24 protein-coding genes and 1 tRNA gene are annotated in these 21,601 nt (G+C 57.9%); 20 read left to right on the top strand and 5 right to left on the bottom strand.

The annotated features are described in order from the left end of the window. Positions 1-15 precede the first annotated feature (15 nt). The 4 genes from F8N85_RS01945 to F8N85_RS01930 form a co-directional block, all read right to left on the bottom strand. Positions 16-1,155: an acyltransferase family protein gene (locus F8N85_RS01945; RefSeq protein ID WP_150802008.1), complete on the bottom strand. Its 1,140-nt coding sequence runs from the start codon at positions 1,153-1,155 to the stop codon at positions 16-18. A gap of 636 nt (positions 1,156-1,791) precedes the next feature. Continuing rightward, complete coding sequence (locus F8N85_RS01940; protein ID WP_150802007.1) at positions 1,792-2,163, bottom strand: DUF6124 family protein; 372 nt, start codon at positions 2,161-2,163, stop codon at positions 1,792-1,794. Between the two features lie 338 nt (positions 2,164-2,501). Then, the gene (locus F8N85_RS01935; RefSeq protein ID WP_150802006.1) at positions 2,502-2,831 is read right to left on the bottom strand and encodes a hypothetical protein; all 330 of its coding nucleotides are present in this window, start codon (positions 2,829-2,831) and stop codon (positions 2,502-2,504) included. 229 nt (positions 2,832-3,060) lie between these two features. Then, positions 3,061-3,145: transfer RNA gene (locus F8N85_RS01930), tRNA-Leu, on the bottom strand. A 108-nt stretch (positions 3,146-3,253) separates the two neighbouring features. Here F8N85_RS01930 and queA point away from each other — a divergent pair. The 6 genes from queA (at position 3,254) to F8N85_RS01900 (ending at position 9,343) form a co-directional block, all read left to right on the top strand. Beyond that, the gene (gene queA / locus F8N85_RS01925; RefSeq protein ID WP_150802005.1) at positions 3,254-4,318 is read left to right on the top strand and encodes a tRNA preQ1(34) S-adenosylmethionine ribosyltransferase-isomerase QueA; all 1,065 of its coding nucleotides are present in this window, start codon (positions 3,254-3,256) and stop codon (positions 4,316-4,318) included. A 5-nt stretch (positions 4,319-4,323) separates the two neighbouring features. After that, on the top strand, positions 4,324-5,439 hold the full coding sequence (gene tgt, locus F8N85_RS01920; protein ID WP_150802190.1) for a tRNA guanosine(34) transglycosylase Tgt: 1,116 nt from the start codon (positions 4,324-4,326) through the stop codon (positions 5,437-5,439). A 42-nt stretch (positions 5,440-5,481) separates the two neighbouring features. Beyond that, positions 5,482-5,817 (top strand): preprotein translocase subunit YajC, encoded by a 336-nt coding sequence (gene yajC / locus F8N85_RS01915; RefSeq protein ID WP_150802004.1) that lies wholly within the window; start codon positions 5,482-5,484, stop codon positions 5,815-5,817. 62 nt (positions 5,818-5,879) lie between these two features. Beyond that, on the top strand, positions 5,880-7,748 hold the full coding sequence (gene secD / locus F8N85_RS01910) for a protein translocase subunit SecD (RefSeq protein ID WP_150802003.1): 1,869 nt from the start codon (positions 5,880-5,882) through the stop codon (positions 7,746-7,748). Between the two features lie 9 nt (positions 7,749-7,757). After that, a complete protein-coding gene (secF, locus tag F8N85_RS01905; RefSeq protein WP_150802002.1) occupies positions 7,758-8,672 on the top strand; it encodes a protein translocase subunit SecF in 915 nt (304 codons plus the stop codon). Between the two features lie 122 nt (positions 8,673-8,794). Continuing rightward, positions 8,795-9,343, top strand: coding sequence for a glycine zipper 2TM domain-containing protein (locus tag F8N85_RS01900; RefSeq protein WP_150802001.1), 549 nt, complete (start codon positions 8,795-8,797; stop codon positions 9,341-9,343). 317 nt (positions 9,344-9,660) lie between these two features. Here the strand turns inward: F8N85_RS01900 and suhB are convergent, their stop codons facing one another. Further along, entirely contained in the window at positions 9,661-10,476 is an 816-nt protein-coding gene (gene suhB, locus F8N85_RS01895; RefSeq protein WP_150641554.1) for an inositol-phosphate phosphatase, read from the bottom strand. A 145-nt stretch (positions 10,477-10,621) separates the two neighbouring features. On the opposite strand from suhB, the gene trmJ reads away from it, so the two are divergent. The 14 genes from trmJ (at position 10,622) to F8N85_RS01825 (ending at position 21,598) form a co-directional block, all read left to right on the top strand. Continuing rightward, entirely contained in the window at positions 10,622-11,392 is a 771-nt protein-coding gene (gene trmJ / locus F8N85_RS01890; protein ID WP_150802000.1) for a tRNA (cytosine(32)/uridine(32)-2'-O)-methyltransferase TrmJ, read from the top strand. 2 nt (positions 11,393-11,394) lie between these two features. Then, positions 11,395-12,159 carry a serine O-acetyltransferase gene (gene cysE, locus F8N85_RS01885; protein ID WP_150801999.1) on the top strand — a complete coding sequence of 255 codons (765 nt, stop codon included), beginning with the start codon at positions 11,395-11,397 and terminating at the stop codon, positions 12,157-12,159. Between the two features lie 258 nt (positions 12,160-12,417). Continuing rightward, complete coding sequence (gene iscR, locus F8N85_RS01880; protein WP_150801998.1) at positions 12,418-12,909, top strand: Fe-S cluster assembly transcriptional regulator IscR; 492 nt, start codon at positions 12,418-12,420, stop codon at positions 12,907-12,909. Positions 12,910-12,960: 51 nt separating this feature from the next. After that, entirely contained in the window at positions 12,961-14,175 is a 1,215-nt protein-coding gene (locus tag F8N85_RS01875; RefSeq protein WP_150801997.1) for an IscS subfamily cysteine desulfurase, read from the top strand. Between the two features lie 95 nt (positions 14,176-14,270). Next, complete coding sequence (gene iscU / locus F8N85_RS01870) at positions 14,271-14,657, top strand: Fe-S cluster assembly scaffold IscU (protein ID WP_150801996.1); 387 nt, start codon at positions 14,271-14,273, stop codon at positions 14,655-14,657. A gap of 34 nt (positions 14,658-14,691) precedes the next feature. Beyond that, positions 14,692-15,015: an iron-sulfur cluster assembly protein IscA gene (gene iscA, locus F8N85_RS01865; RefSeq protein WP_145015127.1), complete on the top strand. Its 324-nt coding sequence runs from the start codon at positions 14,692-14,694 to the stop codon at positions 15,013-15,015. An 8-nt stretch (positions 15,016-15,023) separates the two neighbouring features. Continuing rightward, entirely contained in the window at positions 15,024-15,545 is a 522-nt protein-coding gene (hscB, locus tag F8N85_RS01860) for a co-chaperone HscB (protein WP_150801995.1), read from the top strand. Between the two features lie 51 nt (positions 15,546-15,596). After that, a complete protein-coding gene (gene hscA, locus F8N85_RS01855) occupies positions 15,597-17,459 on the top strand; it encodes a Fe-S protein assembly chaperone HscA (protein WP_150801994.1) in 1,863 nt (620 codons plus the stop codon). A gap of 3 nt (positions 17,460-17,462) precedes the next feature. Continuing rightward, the gene (gene fdx, locus F8N85_RS01850; protein WP_150801993.1) at positions 17,463-17,804 is read left to right on the top strand and encodes an ISC system 2Fe-2S type ferredoxin; all 342 of its coding nucleotides are present in this window, start codon (positions 17,463-17,465) and stop codon (positions 17,802-17,804) included. 14 nt (positions 17,805-17,818) lie between these two features. Continuing rightward, the gene (gene iscX, locus F8N85_RS01845; protein ID WP_150801992.1) at positions 17,819-18,019 is read left to right on the top strand and encodes a Fe-S cluster assembly protein IscX; all 201 of its coding nucleotides are present in this window, start codon (positions 17,819-17,821) and stop codon (positions 18,017-18,019) included. A 203-nt stretch (positions 18,020-18,222) separates the two neighbouring features. Next, entirely contained in the window at positions 18,223-18,654 is a 432-nt protein-coding gene (gene ndk, locus F8N85_RS01840; protein ID WP_150801991.1) for a nucleoside-diphosphate kinase, read from the top strand. 23 nt (positions 18,655-18,677) lie between these two features. After that, positions 18,678-19,826 carry a 23S rRNA (adenine(2503)-C(2))-methyltransferase RlmN gene (gene rlmN, locus F8N85_RS01835; protein ID WP_150801990.1) on the top strand — a complete coding sequence of 383 codons (1,149 nt, stop codon included), beginning with the start codon at positions 18,678-18,680 and terminating at the stop codon, positions 19,824-19,826. A 12-nt stretch (positions 19,827-19,838) separates the two neighbouring features. Then, the gene (pilW, locus tag F8N85_RS01830) at positions 19,839-20,597 is read left to right on the top strand and encodes a type IV pilus biogenesis/stability protein PilW (protein WP_150801989.1); all 759 of its coding nucleotides are present in this window, start codon (positions 19,839-19,841) and stop codon (positions 20,595-20,597) included. Continuing rightward, positions 20,597-21,598 (top strand): helix-turn-helix domain-containing protein, encoded by a 1,002-nt coding sequence (locus F8N85_RS01825; protein ID WP_150801988.1) that lies wholly within the window; start codon positions 20,597-20,599, stop codon positions 21,596-21,598. Before pilW ends, F8N85_RS01825 begins: the two co-directional genes overlap by 1 nt. Positions 21,599-21,601: the final 3 nt, after the last annotated feature.

Below are 21,601 nucleotides of genomic sequence, written 5' to 3'. Positions count from 1 at the left end.
CTGCGGCCTTCAACGTTATACCTGTTGAGTTTCAGAGTTTAACGCTGGCTTACGCTTGATCAATGTCAGCATTGCACGCTGGCATGGTTTTTCGATCAGAACCCACAGCAAGGACGACGCTGCAATGGTGAATGCCCAATAGCCGATCATGGCGAAAACAGGATCAACGCCCTCTGTCCAAGTAGGGTTGATCATCAACGATCGGATGACGATCTGGTGGATTAGGTAAATGGAAAAGCTTATTTCTCCAAGTAGAACGAGCGGTCGCCAGCCCAAGATAGACGCAACTACCCCGGTACTAGATGCTAGCAGGAAAAGCCCTAGGGCAAAGAAAATGGACGCACTGCTGACCGTGATCCAGCCTTTCAAAGCTGGGCCTATCAAGCCTTTTCCTTCAAGGGCCCAACCGATTTCTGGCATAGAGTAGGCGCTGAGGATAATTATCAGTAGCGCCACCAATCCAAGTGATTTAAATCCAGATGCCCTAACCTTGGCTCCATATAAAAGAAATGCTTTGCCCGCAACCATGCCAAGAACAAACTCGAAAAGCCGCGCTGGAGGCCATATATAAACCCATGATGCTGTGGTTACTACATTTCCAGGGCCGTAGGGTGGGGCGTTGGTTGATACAGCGATAAAAACTGCTGCCATTGCCATGGCAAACGATATCGCTAGCTTGACATGCCAGGTCTTTGAAAAATTTAAAATCAATAATGGGAACATTGCGTAAAAAAACATTTCAACTGACAGTGTCCAAGCCACGCCGTTGAATGCAAAGAAGTTAGACGGTAGCTGACTCCATGCTTGGGTTAGCGTTGCATTGAGCAAGGTCTGTTCGGTGGTGACTACCAGTCCCGTTGCAAATGGATAGACCCATAGCAAATACAAAAGCCCCATCGTGAAAAAGTGAGCGGGCCAAACTCTGGCTATCCTCGCCCATATAAATCTCACCGAGTTTCCCGCGCCAGAAAGATTGCTGTGAACGTAGGTAAGAATGAAGCCGGATAAAACGAAGAAAAATGTCACGCCTTGAATAAGAGTAAAGCTCTTTGTGAAGTCCTCCCAAATATGGAAGTAACTTGCAGAGTGTTGGATAACGATCATCGCGGCCGCGAAAAATCGTAAGGAAGTTAACTGTGGTATGGGGATGCTCATTTTCTTTCCTTGAACTATTCTCTAAATTAATAATGTGTTTAATTGATGAGGTTTGTATCATCTGATATTTATTGTTTTTGAAAAGGCCGCTTTAATTTCGTCCGTCATGCCCTCGACAAGTGCATCGGAAAAAGGGGGCGAAAAAAAGGGGCAGATTTATTTTGTTGGTAAGTGCGGTGTGCGGTAAATAAATCTGTCCCCTTTTTGATCCCCTTTTTGTCGTCCCCTCGGCAAGAGCACTTAACCGGGCGAATATCGGTGCGCTGATGAATAAGACAGTGGGACGCTAACAGGCCGTAACCCGAATGGCATGGGGGTCAGGAGCAAATAGGAAATGTCGCAAAAAAATAAATCCATTTCCTACACGGCAACCCAGTCAGCCCACCGAAACAACAAGCTGCCTTGTAAAAAAGTTGGAGAAAGGTGGGGGCTGACTTATTTCCCGGCTTGCCGGTTTCTTGAAAAATGAACCTATCTTTTTTGTTTCTGTAGAACCAGGTATTCAGGCGGTTTGACGGACTGGGTCAGCGCGTGACAAAGCCCCTCACCACAGATTCTGCGCTCGGCACCATTGGCACCAAATCCATTCAACTTTGGCGCGCCCGCGATCGACGCGGGCGCGTTTTTGCTAGCTGTCTACACCTTCACCGAATGCTCGCGATCCAGCGTCTTTTCGATCAGCAACAACCCGAGTTCCATGAGGCTATAGATCGCCAGTGCGAGGTTGCGGTGTTTGCCTTCCAGGTCATCGGAAAGATCCAGGGTCAGGATGCTGGCCGAGCAGAAGGTTTCGTAGGTATGGGCCAGTAGTGCTTCGGGGTTGATGTCTGGGGCGACGGTGAAGAATTGGTTTGGGCGCTGGTCGTTGGAGCGGGGCTTGTTCGATGGTGGTGGGGTCAGGTAGTGGTCGAGGGCGCGGTAGGCGGCTGCGTGGAGTTTTTTTGAATCGAGGGATTCGTAGGGGGAAACGTTTGGGGTTTCAGGGGGATTGGGGGTGACTTTGAACATTGGCTTAGGTTCCTCAAGTGGCGCTGCAACCACCTCGCGACTAAACGAAGGGGTGGCAGCTGTACGCAGGTTAGTCGACCGGGGAACCTAAGAATCCGGCGCGCCCGAAGGCGCCCTGCGCACAGCCACCATCAAGTACAGGCGATAGGGAATGCCTGAATGACGGTAGCGCAATGCACCTTAGGTAACCACGGGCGACTAAACCCGATCGCTGATGGGCAGCGACAGGAGAACGTTAGTGCCGTGGGGCAAGGCGCACAAGCGGGCGGATTCTGGAGGATTTGTAGGTAATGGCGCAAGGTGGTGTAGTCAGGGGGACGTGGTGGTGGCCGCGTTATTCACTGAATGTCTTTCAAGTAGTCCTTGAGCGCGATGAGCGGGGTATGAAGCTGCTCCATGGTCTGAGCACTGCCGAAATCTGCTGACAGCCTATGCAGCTCGCGACCTAGCGGTGTATTAGCGCCGCCTACCGCTTTCAGCGCCAAACCCAGGCATTCATCCACTTTAAGTTGGATAGCCTGGACATCACCTCTGCGCACCAGCAAGCCAAATACCTCCCTCTGATAACCGCTCATTATCAGATCGTCGCGCAAAATCGGACTTTGACCTTGCGTCTCGTAAGCCAGCTTGAGGCAGAAAAGGGCGACGGTTTCCAGTGGCGATTCCATAAGGTGGATCCTTGTGAGGTCTTACCGATAGGGCGGATAGAGGTGACAGGTCTGTTGTTCATCTTCCGTTAGCCGAGGTGAGCCGGCGCACAGAAAGAGCCAGATCAAAAGATCGCAGCCTTCGGCAGCTCCTACAGGGGTGCGCGTGGTGTCATTGGATTGCGCGCAGGGCAGGGAGCTTTTCTACAGACGAAAAAAAGGCCTTGCAATGCAAGGCCTTTCTTAATTTTGGTGCCCCGAGGGAGACTCGAACTCCCACTCCTTTCGAAAACGGATTTTGAATCCGCCGCGTCTACCAATTCCGCCATCAGGGCTCAATGGCGGCGAAGTATAGAGATGAGATTACCGTTGGTCAATCACGTTTCATGGTCAATTTTGACTATTTCCGCTAAACTTCCCGGCCCTGCTAGACGAACTCCATCATGCGCGTTGCTGACTTTACCTTCGAGCTCCCTGATTCCTTGATCGCTCGCCATCCTTTGGCTGAGCGTCGTGGCAGTCGCCTGTTGACCCTGGATGGGGTCAGCGGCGCTCTGGCACACCGTCAATTCACTGATTTGCTCGAGCTTTTGCGCCCGGGCGATTTGATGGTGTTCAACAATACCCGGGTGATTCCGGCGCGGCTGTTCGGCCATAAGGCTTCCGGCGGCAAGCTGGAAATCCTCATCGAGCGGGTGCTCGACAGTCATCGCGTGCTGGCCCATGTGCGTTCCAGCAAGTCGCCCAAGCCCGGTTCGAAGATCCTGATCGACGGCGGGGGCGAGGCCGAGATGCTGGCGCGCCATGATGCGTTGTTCGAGCTGGTGTTTGCCGAAGAAGTGCTGCCGCTGCTCGACCGCGTCGGGCACATGCCGTTGCCTCCTTATATAGACCGCCCGGATGAAGGTTCGGACCGCGAGCGGTATCAGACGGTGTATGCCGCGCGTTTGGGCGCGGTGGCGGCGCCGACCGCCGGGCTGCATTTTGATCAGCCGTTGATGGAGGCGATTGCCGCCAAGGGCGTCGAGACGGCGTTTGTGACCCTGCACGTTGGCGCCGGGACGTTCCAGCCGGTGCGTGTGGAGCGTCTCGAAGATCACCACATGCATAACGAATGGCTGGAAGTCAGCCAGGACGTGGTGGATGCGGTGGCGGCCTGCCGGGCCCGTGGCGGGCGGGTGGTGGCGGTGGGTACCACCAGCGTGCGTTCGCTGGAGAGCGCGGCGCGCGATGGCGTGCTCAAGCCGTTCAGCGGCGACACCGATATCTTTATTTTCCCAGGCCGGCCGTTCCATGTGGTCGATGCCCTGGTGACTAACTTCCATTTGCCTGAATCCACATTGTTAATGCTGGTTTCGGCGTTCGCCGGTTATCCCGAAACCATGGCTGCCTATGCAGCGGCCGTCGAGCATGGGTACCGCTTTTTCAGCTACGGTGATGCGATGTTCATCACCCGTAACCCTGCGCCAACTGCCCCCAAGGGTTTGGCCCCTGAGGATCATGCATGAGTCGTATGTCTTTTGAGTTGCTCGCCACTGATGGCAAGGCTCGTCGTGGTCGTCTGACCTTTCCCCGCGGTACCGTTGAAACCCCAGCGTTCATGCCGGTTGGCACTTATGGCACGGTCAAGGGCATGCTGCCGCGGGATATCACCGCCACCGGCGCCGAGATTATCCTGGGCAACACCTTCCACCTGTGGCTGCGCCCTGGCACGGAAGTGATCAAGAAGCACGGCGACCTGCACGACTTCATGCAGTGGAAAGGCCCGATTCTGACCGACTCCGGTGGTTTCCAGGTGTTCAGCCTGGGCGCCATGCGCAAGATCAAGGAGGAGGGCGTGACCTTCGCCTCGCCGGTCGATGGCGCGAAAGTCTTCATGGGCCCGGAAGAGTCGATGCAGGTCCAGCGCGACCTGGGCTCGGACATCGTGATGATTTTCGACGAATGCACGCCGTACCCGGCCGATGAAGACGTGGCGCGAGTCTCCATGGAGCTGTCGTTGCGCTGGGCCCAGCGTTCGAAGAATGCCCATGGCGAGAATACCGCCGCACTGTTCGGTATCGTTCAGGGCGGGATGCACCAGGACCTGCGCATGCGCTCCCTGGAAGGCCTCGACCAGATCGGCTTCGACGGCCTGGCGATCGGCGGTTTGTCGGTGGGCGAGCCCAAGCACGAGATGATCAAGGTGCTGGATTACCTGCCGGGTCTGATGCCCGCTGACAAACCTCGTTACCTTATGGGCGTTGGCAAACCGGAAGATCTGGTTGAGGGTGTGCGCCGCGGTGTGGACATGTTCGATTGCGTGATGCCAACCCGCAATGCCCGCAATGGGCATCTGTTCATCGATACCGGTGTGCTGAAGATCCGCAACGCGTTCCATCGCCATGATGATACGCCGCTGGATCCGACCTGCGATTGCTACACCTGCCAGAACTTCTCCCGCGCTTATCTGCATCATCTGGACAAATGCGGCGAAATGCTGGGTAGCATGTTGAATACCATCCATAATTTGCGCCATTACCAGGTGCTTATGGCTGGTTTGCGCGAGTCTATTCAACAGGGTACATTGGCCGCCTTTGTCGATGCCTTCTATGCCAAACGCGGGTTGCCTGTACCGCCTTTGGACTGAGTTTTCTGACCCTAAGATTCAATATTGCAACTGGAGTGCTAAATGAGCTTTTTTATCTCTAATGCCATGGCTGATGCTGCTGCACCTGCTGCTGGCCCAATGGGCGGTGGTTTTGAGTGGATTTTCCTGGTCGGCTTCCTGGTCATCTTCTACCTGATGATCTGGCGTCCACAGGCCAAGCGCGCCAAAGAGCAGAAAGCGCTGCTGGGCAACCTGCAAAAGGGTGACGAAGTTGTGACCACTGGCGGTATCGCCGGCAAGATCACCAAAGTGGCCGATGATTTCGTAGTGCTCGAAGTTTCCGACCAGGTAGAGCTGAAGTTCCAGAAGGGCGCTATCGCCGCCACGCTGCCAAAAGGCACGCTCAAAGCGATCTAAGTTCCAACTTTTACCAATCGACGGGGCGCGCAAGGCGCCCCGCGTCATAAGCGGGCGGCGTGATGCTGAACAAATACCCTCTGTGGAAATACATACTGATCCTGGCGGTGCTGGCGATCGGCTCTATTTATTCCGCTCCCAATTTATACCCTGACGATCCGGCCATTCAGATCAGTGGTGCAAGTACTGCGCTGCAGGTCACTCAGGCTGATCTGGATCGGGCGAGCAAAGCGCTCACCGACGCCGGGATCAACGTCAAGGCTGCCACCCTGGCGGAGAAAGGCAAGGGCGGTTTGTTGCGTCTGATCAAGCAGGAAGATCAACTTCCAGCCAAAGACGTGGTGCGCAAGGCTCTGGGTGATGACTATGTCGTAGCGCTGAACCTGGCACAAACCACTCCACAATGGCTGCGCAGCCTTGGCGCGCACCCGATGAAGCTGGGTCTGGACTTGTCCGGTGGTGTGCACTTCCTGTTGGAAGTGGACATGGATAAAGCCCTCGATGCCCGCCTGAAAGTCTACGAAGGCGACGTCAAGAGCCTGTTGCGCAAAGAGAAACTGCGCTATCGCAGCCTGCCGCAACTCGAGGGTGCCATTCAGCTGGGCTTCACTGATGAGGCTGCCCGCGAACAGGCCCGTGCACTGATCCGCAAGAATTTCAACGATTTCGAAGTGACACCTGCCGACCTCAACGGTCAACCGGTGCTGCGTCTGGCGATGACCCCGGCCAAGCTGGCGGAAATCCGTGAATACTCCATCAAGCAGAACTTGACCACGGTACGTAACCGCGTCAACGAGCTGGGTGTTGCCGAACCTATCGTTCAGCGTCAGGGTGCCAACCGTATCGTGGTTGAGCTGCCGGGCGTGCAGGACACCGCTGAAGCCAAGCGGATCCTCGGCAAGACTGCCAACCTTGAATTCCGTCTGGCCGCCGATGCGGGTGCTTCGAAAGCCAGTTCCGAGTCGTTCGAGTTCCGTGAGGGCGGTCGTCCGCCGGCACAGATCGAACGTGGCCTGATCATCACCGGTGACCAGGTGACCGACGCTCAGGCAGGTTTCGATGAGCAGGGTCGTCCGCAGGTGAACATCAAGCTTGATGGCCACGGCGGCGAGCTGATGAGTCGTTCGACGCGCAGCAACGTCGGTCGCAGCATGGCAGTGATCTTCATCGAGCAACGGCCGGTCACCACCTACACCAAGCAGGTGGTCAACGGTGTCGAGAAAGACGTGCCGGTGCAGACCTTCAAGGAAGAGAAGAAGATCATCAGCCTGGCGACCATCCAGTCGCCACTGGGCAGCCAGTTCCGCATCACCGGCCTGAACGGTCAGGGCGAGGCTTCCGAGCTGGCCCTGCTGCTGCGTGCCGGTGGTCTGGCGGCGCCGATGTACTTCGCTGAAGAACGCACCATCGGCCCGAGCCTGGGTGCCGATAACATCGTCAAGGGTATCGATGCTTCCCTGTGGGGCATGCTGTTCGTTTCGCTGTTCATCATCGCCATCTACCGCTTCTTCGGCATCATTGCCACGGTTGCGCTGGCGGTGAACATGGTGATGCTGCTGGCCTTGATGTCCTTGCTGGGTGCGACGCTGACCCTGCCAGGTATCGCCGGTATCGTATTGACCATGGGTATGGCGGTCGACGCCAACGTACTGATCTTCTCGCGAATCCGTGAAGAGATCGCTGCCGGCATGTCCGTGCAGCGGGCAATCAACGAAGGCTTCGGCCGGGCATTTACCGCGATTCTCGATTCCAACCTGACCACGTTGTTGGTCGGCGGGATTCTCTTTGCCATGGGCACCGGCCCGGTCAAAGGTTTTGCGGTGACCATGTCCCTCGGGATCTTTACCTCGATGTTCACGGCCATCATGGTGACCCGCGCGATGGTCAACCTGATCTTCGGCGGTCGTGACTTCAAGAAGTTGTGGATTTAAGGGGCTGCCATGTTACGTACAATCAACTTCATGGGCGTTCGCAACATTGCGTTCGGCGTCACATTGCTGCTCACCGTTCTGGCGTTGTTCAGCTGGTTCCAAAAGGGCTTGAACTACGGTCTGGACTTCACCGGCGGTACGCTCATCGAGCTGACCTACGAACGTCCGGCTGATGTCTCCAAGGTACGTGCCCAGCTGGCCGAGGCCGGTTATAACGACGCCATCGTGCAGAGCTTTGGTGCGACGACCGATCTGCTCGTGCGGATGCCTGGTGAGGACCCGCAACTGGGTCATCAGGTCGCTGAAGCGCTGCAGAAAGTCGGCGGCGACAACCCGGCAGTGGTCAAGCGCGTCGAGTTCGTCGGCCCGCAGGTGGGTGAAGAGCTGCGCGACCAGGGCGGCCTCGGCATGCTGATGGCGCTGGGCGGCATCATGATCTACCTGGCTTTCCGCTTTCAGTGGAAGTTCGCGGTCGGTGCCATCGTCTCGCTGATCCACGACGTGGTGGTGACCCTGGGTATCCTCTCGTTCTTCCAGATCACCTTCGACCTGACGGTGCTGGCGGCGGTATTGGCGATCATCGGTTACTCGCTGAACGACACCATCGTGGTATTCGACCGGGTTCGTGAGAACTTCCGGGTGCTGCGCAAGGCGAGCCTGATCGACAATATCAACATCTCGACCACGCAAACCCTGCTGCGGACCATGGCGACTTCGATCTCCACTTTGCTGGCGATCGCGGCACTGTTGTTCTTCGGTGGTGACAACCTGTTCGGCTTCTCCATCGCGCTGTTCGTTGGTGTGATGGCGGGTACCTACTCGTCGATCTACATCGCCAACGTAGTGCTGATCTGGCTGAACCTGAGCACTGAGGATCTGATTCCTCCAGCTACCTCTGAAAAGGAAGTGGACGACCGCCCATAACGGCAAACGTCGCTTCTGGCATCACCCAAAAAGGCGCGAGTATTGAACTCGCGCCTTTTTTTGTGCTCCAAGGCTGGGAGAAGCGCGGGCTTGTCCCGCATGTGATGGTCAGGAGGTTCATGATGAACAAGTCGATGCTCGTTGGTGCTGTACTGGGTGCTGTCGGTGTGACTGCAGGGGGCGCTGTTGCCACCTATAACCTGGTCAAGAGCGGCCCTGAGTATGCGCAAGTGCTGGCAGTTGAACCGGTCAAGACCCAGATCAAAACCCCGCGTGAGGTCTGCAAGGACGTCACGGTGACCCGGCAGGCGCCGGTGAAAGATCAACACCAGATCGCCGGTACGGTGGTCGGTGCGTTGGCTGGCGGTCTGCTGGGTAATCAGGTCGGCGGCGGCACCGGCAAGAAAATTGCCACCGTTGCAGGCGCGGTTGGCGGCGGTTATGCCGGCAACAAGGTCCAGGAAGGCATGCAGAATCGTGATACCTACACCACGACTCAGACTCGCTGTAACACGGTCAATGACATCAGCGACAAGATCGTCGGGTATGACGTGAAGTATTCGCTGGATGGCAAGGAAGGCAAAGTGCGCATGGATCGTGATCCAGGCAACCAGATTCCGGTCAACAAAGAAGGCCAGCTGGTTTTGGGGCAGAACGAACCTGCTCAATGATGAGCTGATTTTCAGACTCAACAAGAAGCACCCGATTGGGTGCTTTTTTGTGCCTGAGATTTGTGATGTACCACCCATCCCCGTAGGAGCTGCCGCAGGCTGCGATCTTTTGATCTTGATCTTGTGGGAGCGAGCTTGCTCGCGATAGCGGACTGTCAGGCAGCATCGATATTGAATGTAAGGCCCTCATCGTAGGATCGCCGCCCGGAGCAGGCTCGCTCCCACAGTTGGTGTGTGGTGGTTTCGGGATGGGGTCAGGCTCGAATCCCGGGCTAAAAAAAAGCACCCCGAAGGGTGCTTTTTTTGGGGCTGTTCGCTTAGCGTTTCAGCGAGGCCGGCAGGTGCGGCTGGATGGCCGTCAGGACTGCTTTGAAGCATTTGGTGTTGCCGGCAACGACGTGGCCTTTTTCAAGGAAGTCGTGGCCGCCGGTGAAGTCGCTCACCAGGCCGCCTGCTTCCTGGATCAGCAGGGCGCCTGCAGCCATGTCCCACTCGGACAGACCCGATTCCCAGAAGGCGTCGTAGCGACCGGCGGCCACGTAGGCCAGGTCGAGGCTGGCAGCACCGGCGCGGCGGATGCCGGCGGTCTGGCCAACCAGGCTGCGGAACATGCCCAGGTAGTTTTCCAGGTTGTCCATCTGGTCGTCTCGGAACGGGAAGCCAGTACCCAGCAGTGCGCCTTCAAGGCTGGTGCGACCGCTGACACGCAGGCGACGACCATTGAGCTGAGCGCCGCGACCACGGCTGGCGGTGAATTCTTCCTGGCGAACCGGGTCCAGAACCACTGCGTGTTCCAGGCGACCGCGGTATTTGCAGGCGATGCTGACCGCGAAGTGCGGAACGCCGCGCAGGAAGTTGGTGGTGCCGTCCAGTGGGTCGATGATCCACAGGTAGTCCACGCCGTCGCCGCTACCGGCGTGCATGCCGGTTTCTTCGCCGAGGATGCCGTGAGTCGGGTAAGCCTTGCGCAACGCGTCGATGATTTTCTGTTCGGCAGCGCGATCAACTTCGGACACGTAGTCCTTGGCGTCTTTTTCGTCGACCTTGATGGTATCCAGGCGCTCGATGGAGCGGAAAATCAATTCACTGGCGCTGCGGGCGGCGCGCAGCGCGATATTCAGCATGGGCTGCATGGATGTGTCACCTAAGGTTGTTAAAGAAAGCCGAGCATTCTAGCAGAAACTTTCTACAGATGAAGGTCGACGTTCGCTTTCATAGCTTAACTTCGGGATGGTCTGTAAGATTTGCTCCCCTTTCCCGTGTCCGAGAGCGCCTCCCGTGCTGCAAAACATTCGTGTCGTCCTGGTCAATACCAGTCATCCCGGGAACATCGGCGGGGCTGCGCGTGCCATGAAGAACATGGGGCTGTCGCGGCTGGTGCTGGTCGAACCGCGGTTTTTCCCGCACCACGAGGCTGATGCCCGGGCTTCCGGTGCTGGCGATATACTGGCAAACGCCCAGGTCGTCGCCACTCTGGAAGATGCCCTGGTCGGCTGCAATCTGGTGTTGGGCACCAGTGCTCGTGACCGTCGCATCCCCTGGCCACTGCTCGATCCGCGCGAGTGCGGGGTAAAGGTGGTGGATGAGGCCGCGCAAGGTGCCGAGATTGCCCTGGTGTTTGGTCGTGAAGATTCCGGCCTGACCAATGACGAGCTGCAGCGATGTCATTATCACGTGCACATCCCATCAGATCCTGAATTCAGTTCGCTGAACCTCGGGGCGGCGGTGCAGGTGTTGAGCTATGAAGTGCGCATGTCCTGGCTGGCGGCCGAAGGTCAGCCGAGCAAGGTCGAGAAGGATGAAGTGGCGTCGACCAAGAGCGGGGAGCTGGCGACCATGGATGAATTGGAGCGATTCTATGAGCACCTGGAGCAGACCCTGGTGGCCATCGAGTTCCTCGATCCGGAAAAACCACGGCACTTGATGGCGCGCCTGCGTCGGTTGTACGGACGCAGCTCGGTCAGTCGGGCGGAAATGAATATATTGCGTGGCATCCTCACGGAAACCCAGAAAGCGGCCCGTGGCGAGCTTCTAAAGCGGAAGGATTAATGATGTTCGAGCGTTTGCGTGAAGATATCCAGAGTGTTTTCCATCGTGACCCGGCGGCGCGTAACGCTTTTGAAGTTCTGACGTGCTACCCGGGTATGCACGCCATCTGGATCCATCGCCTGTCGTCGGCCCTGTGGGGCATGGGCTGGAAGTGGCTGGCGCGAGTGGTGTCGAACTTCGGCCGCTGGCTGACCGGGATCGAGATCCATCCGGGGGCCAAGGTCGGTCGCCGCTTCTTTATTGACCATGGTATGGGCATCGTGATCGGTGAAACCGCCGAGATCGGCGATGACGTCACCCTTTATCAGGGCGTGACCCTGGGCGGCACCAGCTGGAACGCAGGCAAACGCCACCCGACGCTGGAAGACGGCGTGGTGGTAGGGGCGGGCGCCAAGGTGTTGGGGCCGTTCACGGTCGGGGCCGGGGCCAAGGTCGGTTCCAATGCGGTCGTGACCAAGGCCGTGCCGGCGGGTGCGACCGTAGTCGGGATTCCGGGGCGGATTATCGTCAAGTCTGATGACGAGCAAGATGCCAAGCGCAAGGCCATGGCAGAGAAGATTGGCTTTGATGCCTACGGTGTCGGTGAAGACATGCCTGACCCGGTCGCACGGGCCATTGGCCAGTTGCTCGATCACCTGCAGGCGGTCGATGGTCGGCTGGAGGGGATGTGCGGGGCGTTGAAGGATCTGGGCAGTAATTACTGTGCCAAGGACCTGCCGGAACTCCGCGAAGAAGACTTCGCCTGTGTAAAAGGCAAGGATCTGTAGGAGCTGCCGAAGGCTGCGATCTTTTGATCTTCAAAGGGCGGCTGCGATCCCGAAAAGATCGCAGCCTGCGGCAGCTCCTACGGATGGGGTTTGCAAATGGGTACCGCGTTGAGTGGTGTGCCATTAAGCCCCAGACCCTGATATCATTCGCGCGCTAATTTGCAGCTAAACCCGAGTAAAACACTAGGTCTTATAGTTGACTTAAATACTCGGGAATTGCATACTCGCCCCCATTCCGAAACTCCGTGGTACCTGTCCATGAGACTGACTACAAAAGGCCGATACGCCGTAACCGCCATGCTCGACCTGGCGTTGCACGCGCAAAACGGGCCGGTGTCCCTGGCCGATATCTCTGAGCGCCAAGGCATTTCCCTGTCCTACCTCGAACAACTCTTCGCCAAATTGCGCCGCAGCAATCTGGTTTCCAGCGTTCGTGGTCCCGGTGGTGGCTATCAGCTATCTCGGGACATGCAGGGGATCCAGGTCGCCCAGGTGATCGATGCAGTGAACGAGTCGGTCGATGCGACCCGTTGCCAGGGCCTTGGCGATTGCCATGCCGGCGACACGTGTCTGACCCACCATTTGTGGTGCGATCTCAGCCTGCAGATCCATGAATTTCTGAGCGGTATCAGCTTGGCTGATCTTGTGACTCGCCGTGAGGTGCAAGAAGTAGCCCAGCGTCAGGACCAGCGCCGTTGCAACAGCAAGGTGTCGCGTCCGGACAAGATTGAAGCGTCTGCCGTCGAATGACAGCCAATAGAGCTAACGGCACGCCAGCCAGCCTGATTTAGGAGATAGTCCATGAAATTGCCGATTTACCTTGATTACTCTGCGACCACCCCGGTTGATCCGCGTGTCGCGCAAAAGATGAGTGAATGCCTGCTGGTCGACGGAAACTTCGGTAACCCGGCGTCCCGTTCCCACGTGTTCGGCTGGAAAGCTGAAGAGTCCGTGGAAAATGCGCGTCGCCAGGTCGCTGATCTGGTTAACGCCGACCCGCGTGAAATCGTCTGGACCTCCGGTGCCACCGAGTCCGACAACCTGGCAATCAAGGGTGTCGCGCATTTCTATGCCACCAAAGGCAAGCACCTGATCACCACCAAGATTGAGCACAAGGCTGTCCTCGACACCATGCGCCAACTGGAGCGTGAAGGCTTCGAAGTGACCTACATCGAGCCTCGCACTGATGGTCTGGTCACGCCTGAGATGATTGAAGCCGCCCTGCGCGACGACACCATCCTGGTTTCGGTCATGCACGTGAACAACGAAATCGGCACCATCAACGACATCGCAGCGATCGGCGAACTGACCCGTTCCAAAGGGATCATGTTCCACGTTGACGCCGCGCAGTCCACTGGCAAGGTCGACATCGACCTGCAGAAGCTGAAAGTCGACCTGATGTCCTTCTCGGCCCACAAGACCTACGGCCCTAAAGGCATCGGCGCGCTGTACGTGAGCCGCAAGCCGCGTGTTCGCATTGAAGCGGCCATGCACGGTGGCGGTCACGAACGTGGCATGCGCTCCGGCACCCTGGCGACTCACCAGATCGTCGGCATGGGCGAAGCCTTCCGTGTAGCCAAGGAAGACATGGCTGCCGAGAACGTGCGGATCAAAGCCCTGAGCGACCGTTTCTTCAAGCAGGTCGAAGGCCTGGAAGAGCTGTACATCAACGGCAGCATGACTTCCCGTGTACCGCACAACCTGAACCTGAGCTTCAACTACGTTGAAGGCGAGTCGCTGATCATGGCGCTCAAGGATCTGGCGGTTTCCTCCGGTTCGGCCTGTACTTCGGCATCGCTTGAGCCTTCGTACGTGCTGCGCGCCCTGGGCCGCAACGACGAACTGGCACACAGCTCGATCCGCTTCACTTTCGGCCGCTTCACCACCGAAGAAGAAATCGACTACGCCGCGCAGAAAGTCTGCGAGGCTGTTACCAAGCTGCGCACTCTGTCGCCGCTGTGGGACATGTACAAAGACGGCGTCGACATCTCGAAAATCGAGTGGGCAGCGCACTGAATTTAAGTTGCCGTAAACGGGCTCTGTGAAGCTGCCGAACACAGCGACTTGGTAGAGCCCGAAGAGCGACTAACTGATGAGTGAGGAATAAGAACATGGCTTACAGCGAAAAGGTCATCGACCACTACGAGAACCCGCGCAACGTCGGCAAGATGGACGCGGAAGATCCTGATGTCGGCACCGGCATGGTCGGCGCTCCGGCTTGCGGCGACGTTATGCGCCTGCAAATCAAGGTCAACGAGCAAGGCATCATCGAAGACGCCAAGTTCAAGACCTATGGTTGCGGTTCGGCTATCGCCTCCAGCTCCCTGGCGACCGAGTGGATGAAAGGCAAGACTCTGGATGAAGCAGAGACCATCAAGAACACTCAGCTGGCTGAAGAACTGGCCCTGCCGCCAGTAAAAATTCACTGCTCGGTACTCGCTGAAGACGCTATCAAGGCGGCCGTTCGCGATTACAAGCAGAAGAAAGGCTTGAGCTGACTTTCAAGATTTGGCGACGAGTAAGGAGTCACCGATGGCTATCAGCATGACAGAAGCGGCTGCTCAACACGTGCGACGCTCCCTCAATGGGCGCGGCAAAGGTGAAGGGATTCGTCTGGGTGTTCGCACCACAGGCTGTTCCGGTCTTGCCTACGTGCTGGAGTTTGTCGACGAGGTGGTTGCAGACGATCAGGTGTTCGAAAGTCACGGCGAGAAAGTGATTATCGACCCGAAAAGCCTGGCTTACCTGGACGGCACCGAACTCGATTTCGTCAAGGAAGGGTTGAACGAAGGCTTCAAGTTCAACAACCCCAACGTGCGCGGTGAATGTGGCTGCGGCGAAAGCTTCAACATCTGAGGCTGCTTGTGGGTACTCCTTGTCATTTCGCTTTATTTGAACTGCGGCCGAGTTTCCGTCTGGATCTCGAGCAGTTGGCCACGCGCTACCGTGAGTTGGCGCGCGGCGTTCATCCGGACCGCTTTGCAGACGCTTCCGAGCGCGAGCAGCGGCTGGCGCTAGAGCAATCCGCGAGCCTCAACGAGGCCTACCAGACGCTCAAAAGTCCCCCAAAGCGCGCGCGTTATTTGCTCGCCCTGGGCGGTCATGAGCTGCCGCTGGAGGTCACGGTGCATGATCCGGCGTTTCTTCTGCAGCAGATGGAGTTGCGTGAAGAGCTCGAAGACCTGCAAGACAGCGCCGACCTGGCCGGCATTGCCGTGTTCAAGCGCCGCCTGAAGGTCGCTCAGGATGAACTGAACGAAAGCTTCGCAGCCTGTTGGGATGATGCAGCGCAACGTGAGCAGGCCGAACGCCTGATGCGACGCATGCAGTTCCTCGACAAGCTCACCTACGAAGTGCGCCAGTTAGAAGAGCGCCTCGACGATTAACCCAGTGCCGCCTCGGTCGCACGCCTGATATACAGATAAGTCCTGATAACGATGGCCCTACTGCAGATCGCCGAACCCGGCCAAAGTCCTCAACCGCACCAGCGTCGCCTGGCTGTCGGGATCGACTTGGGCACTACCAATTCGCTGGTCGCTGCATTGCGCAGTGGTCTTTCCGAGCCTCTGGCCGACGCTGACGGGCAGGTCATTCTGCCGTCCGCGGTGCGCTATCACGCTGATCGCATTGAAGTCGGCATGTCGGCCAGGCTGGCCGCTGCAAGCGACCCGCTCAATACCGTGTTGTCGGTCAAACGCTTGATGGGTCGTGGTCTGTCCGACGTCAAGCAGCTTGGTGAACAATTGCCGTACCGCTTCGTCGACGGCGAGTCGCACATGCCGTTCATCGATACGATCCAGGGCCCGAAAAGCCCGGTCGAGGTCTCCGCCGATATCCTCAAGGTGCTGCGTCAGCGCGCTGAAGAGGCCTTGGGTGGCGAACTGGTGGGGGCGGTGATCACCGTTCCGGCCTATTTCGACGATGCTCAGCGTCAAGCCACCAAGGATGCGGCCAAACTGGCCGGCCTGAACGTGCTGCGCTTGCTCAATGAGCCGACCGCCGCCGCTGTCGCTTACGGTCTGGATCAGCACGCCGAAGGCCTGGTGGCCATTTATGACCTGGGTGGCGGTACCTTCGATATTTCGATTCTGCGCCTGACCGGCGGTGTGTTTGAAGTCCTGGCCACCGGCGGCGACAGCGCCCTGGGCGGCGATGACTTCGACCACGCGATCGCCGGCTGGATCATCGAGAGCGCCGGTCTGTCGGCTGACCTCGATCCGGGTGCGCAACGCAATCTGCTGCAAACCGCTTGTGCGGCCAAGGAAGCCCTGACCAATGCCGCGGCGGTTGAAGTCGCTTATGGCGACTGGAAGGCCCAATTGACCCGTGAAGCCTTCAATGCGCTGATCGAGCCGATGGTCGCCCGCAGTCTGAAAGCCTGCCGCCGCGCTGTGCGCGATTCCGGTATCGAGCTGGAAGAAGTGCACGCGGTGGTCATGGTCGGCGGCTCGACTCGCGTGCCTCGCGTTCGCGAAGCTGTCGCGCAAGCCTTTGGTCGCGAACCGCTGACTGAAATCGATCCGGATCAAGTGGTGGCCATTGGTGCTGCGATCCAGGCCGATACCCTGGCCGGCAACAAGCGTGATGGCGACGAACTGTTGCTGCTCGACGTGATTCCGTTGTCCCTCGGGCTGGAAACCATGGGCGGCCTGATGGAGAAGGTGATTCCGCGCAATACCACCATCCCCGTTGCCCGCGCCCAGGACTTCACTACTTACAAAGATGGCCAGTCGGCCATGGCGATCCATGTGTTGCAGGGCGAGCGCGAGCTGATCAGCGACTGCCGCTCCCTGGCGCGCTTCGAATTACGCGGGATTCCGGCGATGGTGGCCGGTGCGGCGAAGATCCGCGTGACCTTCCAGGTCGATGCCGACGGTCTGCTCAGTGTCGCGGCCCGCGAATTGGGTTCGGGCGTGGAGGCCAGCATTCAGGTCAAGCCGTCTTACGGTCTGACCGACGGCGAAATCGCCAAGATGCTCAAGGATTCCTTCCAGCACGCCAACGACGACAAGGTTGCCCGCGTGCTGCGTGAACAGCAGGTCGATGCCCAGCGCTTGATCGAAGCGGTGCAGGGCGCCCTTGATGTCGACGGCGAACGCCTGCTCGATGCCGAAGAGCGCATGGTCATCGAGCTGCAGATGAAAGAATTGAGTGAATTGATGCGCGGCACCGATGGTTATGCCATCGAGCAGCAGACCAAGCGTCTGTCGCAAGTGACCGATGCCTTTGCGGCCCGCCGCCTGGACTCGACGGTGAAAGCTGCTCTGGCGGGGCGCAACCTGAATGAAATTGAGGAATAATTGATGCCGCAGATCATTTTTCTGCCACACGCCGAGCATTGCCCGGACGGTATGGTTGTAGAGGCCGAGACGGGTAAATCCATTCTCGAAGTGGCCCATGACAACCATATCGAGCTGGAGAGCGCCTGCGGCGGTGTCTGTGCCTGCACCACCTGTCACTGCATCATTCGCGAAGGTTTTGACTCGCTGAATGAGGCCGATGAGCTGGAAGAGGACTATCTTGATCGGGCCTGGGGTCTGGAAGCGCAGTCGCGCCTGACCTGCCAGGCGGTCGTCGGGACTGAAGACCTGACCATCGAAATTCCGAAATACTCGCTCAACCATGCGGCCGAAGCGCCGCACTGATTCAAGGAACCGTCATGAGTCTTAAATGGGTTGATGTGCTGGAAATCGCGATCCAACTGGCTGAAAGCAAGCCGGATGTGGATCCGTTGTCGGTCAACTTCGTCGATTTGCATCGCTGGGTTCTGGAATTGCCGGATTTCAGTGATGATCCCAAGCGTGGCGGCGAGAAAGTTCTCGAGGCCATTCAGACTGCCTGGATCGAAGAAGCAGAGTAGGAGCTGACGAGCGAAGCGAGGCTGCGATCTTTTCCAATGCCACTTGAATCTCAAGCGCAAGACCAGGATCAAAGGATCGCAGCCTTTGCCAGCTCCTACAGAGGGCAGAGGTCGCGACCCGTAAGCAGTTAGGCAATACCAAAGAACCCGCGTATAATTCGCGGGTTTAATTTTTCACAAATTACCGTTTCTGGAGTTACATCATGGCTGTTCAACGTACTTTCTCCATCATCAAGCCTGACGCCGTTGCAAAAGGCGTTGCTGACCAGATCGTTGCCCGTTTTGAAGCAGCAGGCCTGAAAGTTGTTGCTTCCGAGCAGAAGCAACTGACCAAAGAAGAAGCAGAAGGCTTCTACGCTGAGCACAGCGCCCGTGGTTTCTTCGGTGACCTGGTAGCCTTCATGATCTCCGGCCCGGTTGTTGTTCAGGTCCTGGAAGGCGAAGACGCTATCGCCAAGAACCGCGAGCTGATGGGCGCTACCAACCCTAAAGAAGCTGCTGCCGGCACCATCCGTGCTGACTTCGCTGAGTCCATCGACGCCAACGCTGTACACGGTTCCGACTCGGAAGCTGCTGCTGCACGTGAAATCGCTTTCTTTTTCCCTGCTGTTGAAGCAGTCGCTCAAAAGGCCTAAGGCCGCTGAGTGAGGATGAATCCATGACTACATCGACTGGCAAAACTAACCTGTTGGGTCTGACTCAGCTGGAAATGGAAAAATTCTTCGACTCGATCGGGGAGAAGCGCTTCCGTGCCGGTCAGGTAATGAAGTGGATTCACCACCTTGGCGTCGATGATTTCGACGCCATGACGAACGTCAGCAAGGCCTTGCGCGAAAAGCTCAAGGTCGTTGCTGAAATTCGTGGTCCGGAAGTCGTCAGCGAGGATATTTCCACCGACGGCACCCGTAAATGGGTGGTGCGCGTGGCGTCCGGCAGCTGCGTCGAGACCGTTTACATTCCCCAGGGCAAACGTGGCACGTTGTGCGTTTCGTCCCAGGCAGGCTGTGCCCTGGATTGCAGTTTCTGCTCCACCGGCAAGCAAGGCTTCAATAGCAACCTCACCGCCGCCGAAGTCATCGGCCAGGTGTGGATTGCCAACAAATCGTTTGGCAGCATCCCGGCGACCGCCGACCGTGCCATCACCAACGTGGTGATGATGGGCATGGGTGAGCCGCTGCTGAACTTCGACAACGTCGTGGCCGCCATGCATCTGATGATGGATGACCTGGGCTATGGCATCTCCAAGCGACGGGTGACGCTGTCCACCTCTGGCGTGGTGCCGATGATCGATGAGCTGGCCAAGCACATTGACGTTTCCCTGGCGTTGTCGCTGCACGCACCGAATGACGCATTGCGTAACCAATTGGTGCCGATCAACAAGAAATATCCGCTTAAGATGCTCCTCGAGTCGTGCCAGCGCTACATGGCGACCCTGGGCGAGAAGCGTGTACTGACCATCGAGTACACCTTGCTCAAAGACATCAATGACAAGGTCGAGCACGCGGTGGAAATGATCGAGTTGCTCAAGAACGTCCCGTGCAAGATCAACCTGATCCCGTTCAACCCGTTTCCCCATTCCGGTTACGAGCGCCCGAGCAACAACGCGATTCGCCGTTTCCAGGATCAGCTTCACCATGCAGGCTTTAATGTCACCGTACGCACCACCCGCGGTGAAGACATTGATGCCGCGTGTGGCCAATTGGTAGGGCAGGTGCTGGATCGCACCCGTCGCAGCGAACGTTATATCGCCGTGCGTGAGTTGAGCGCCGAGTCCGATATGCCGCAAAGCGCTGCGAATCGTACCTGAGAGAGGATCTCCATGACCTTGCGCGTCGCGCTGCTCGTGCTATTCGCCAGTCTGTTGACTGGCTGTGTTCTGTCGGGTGATTTCAATCCGCTGAAGACGAGCAAGGGCCGGGACGAGGCGCGTGGGGCGTACGTGCAATTGGGGTTGGGCTATCTGCAGCAGGGCATGACCGAACGGGCGAAAGTCCCGCTCAAGAAAGCCCTCGACCTGGATGATTCGGACCCGGATGCCAATGCGGCACTGGCGCTGGTGTTTCAGGCCGAGATGGAGCCGGAGCTCGCCGACCAGCACTTTCGCAAAGCGTTGTCCGCACGACCCGGTGATGCGCGTATCCTGAATAACTACGGCAGTTTTCTCTTCGAAGAAAAAAGTTACAAAGACGCCTACGAGCGCTTTGAACAGGCCGCCGCCGATAGCCTTTATCCTGAGCGTTCGCGGGTTTTCGAGAACCTGGGCATGACCGCCTCGAAGCTCGGCCAGCGTGAATTGGCCCGCAAGCAGCTGGAAAAAGCCCTGCGCCTGAACCGTCAACAACCTCGCGCGCTGCTGGAAATGGCTGAGTTGTCCTTCGAAGACAGGCATTATGTGCCCGCACGCGACTATTACGACCGTTTTAGCCAGCTGACCGAGCAAAATGCACGTAGTCTATTGCTCGGCGTTCGGCTGGCCAAAGTCTTCGAAGATCGCGACAAGGCCGCAAGTGCAGGCCTGCAATTAAAACGACTCTATCCCGGTACGCCGGAATATCAGCAATACCTGTCGGAGCAATGATGAAAGCGGCGCATCCCGAAGTTGTAGCAGCGACTCGCGTAAACCCCGGTGAGACCTTGCGTCAGGCCCGCGAAAGCAATGGCTGGTCGCTGGCGGAAGTGGCTTTGAAGCTCAATCTCACCGTGGCTTCATTGAGCAACCTTGAGACCGGTGCTTTCGACAAGCTGCCAGGGCACACCTTTGCCCGCGGCTACATTCGTGCTTATGCCAAATTGCTCGGCATGGACCAGACCGCGTTGGTGCAGAATTTCGACCACTACACCGGTACCGACTCCCAGGGCAGCGCCGTGCACAGCCTGGGGCGCATCGAAGAGCCGGTACGGGTTTCCCACACCATCTTGCGTATTGTCAGCCTGCTGTTGCTGATTGCGGTGATCGGCGGCGGCTTTATCTGGTGGCAGGATCAGACCTCGCTGCGTCCCAAGGAGCTGGTCGGCCTCAATCAGGAGCACGTCGAAGTCGAAGGCGCCGATGGCACCACGCAGATCCACCCGATCGACGAGCCGGAAGACCAGGCCGTTGTCGAAGCTCAGACCGAAGGCCAGACCAGTCTCGCGCTGCCCGGCCAGTCACCCGCCGACGTGCAGGCCAATTCGGCTGAAACAACGGTGGAGACTCCAGCCGGAGCGCCAACCGCTCCGGCTCCCGTCGTTGCAGCACCTGTGGCACCTGCCGCCCCGGCAGCACCGGTGGTTGCGGCGGCTGTTGCGCCCGCGCCGGTTGCACAGACTGCACCGGCAGCAGCTGCACCCGTCGCCGGTGCCGGCCAGGTGCGTCTGCAGTTCGTTGCTGATTGCTGGGCGCAGGTCACCGATGGCACCGGCAAAGTGCTGTTGAGTGGTCTCAAGCGCAAGGGCGAAAATCTCGAACTCAGCGGCAAGCCACCCCTTTCGGTACGCCTGGGTTATGCCCGTGGCGTGCAGATCAGCTACAACGGGCAGCCGGTCAATCTCGCTCCGTTCACCAGTGGCGAAACCGCTCGCCTGAAGTTAGGTCAATAAGTC

The organism is Pseudomonas fluorescens (assembly GCF_902497875.1).
Taxonomy (GTDB): domain Bacteria; phylum Pseudomonadota; class Gammaproteobacteria; order Pseudomonadales; family Pseudomonadaceae; genus Aquipseudomonas; species Aquipseudomonas fluorescens_BR.
The sequence above is the reverse complement of the archived record's forward strand: the minus strand, read 5'-3'. Positions and strand labels throughout refer to the sequence as shown.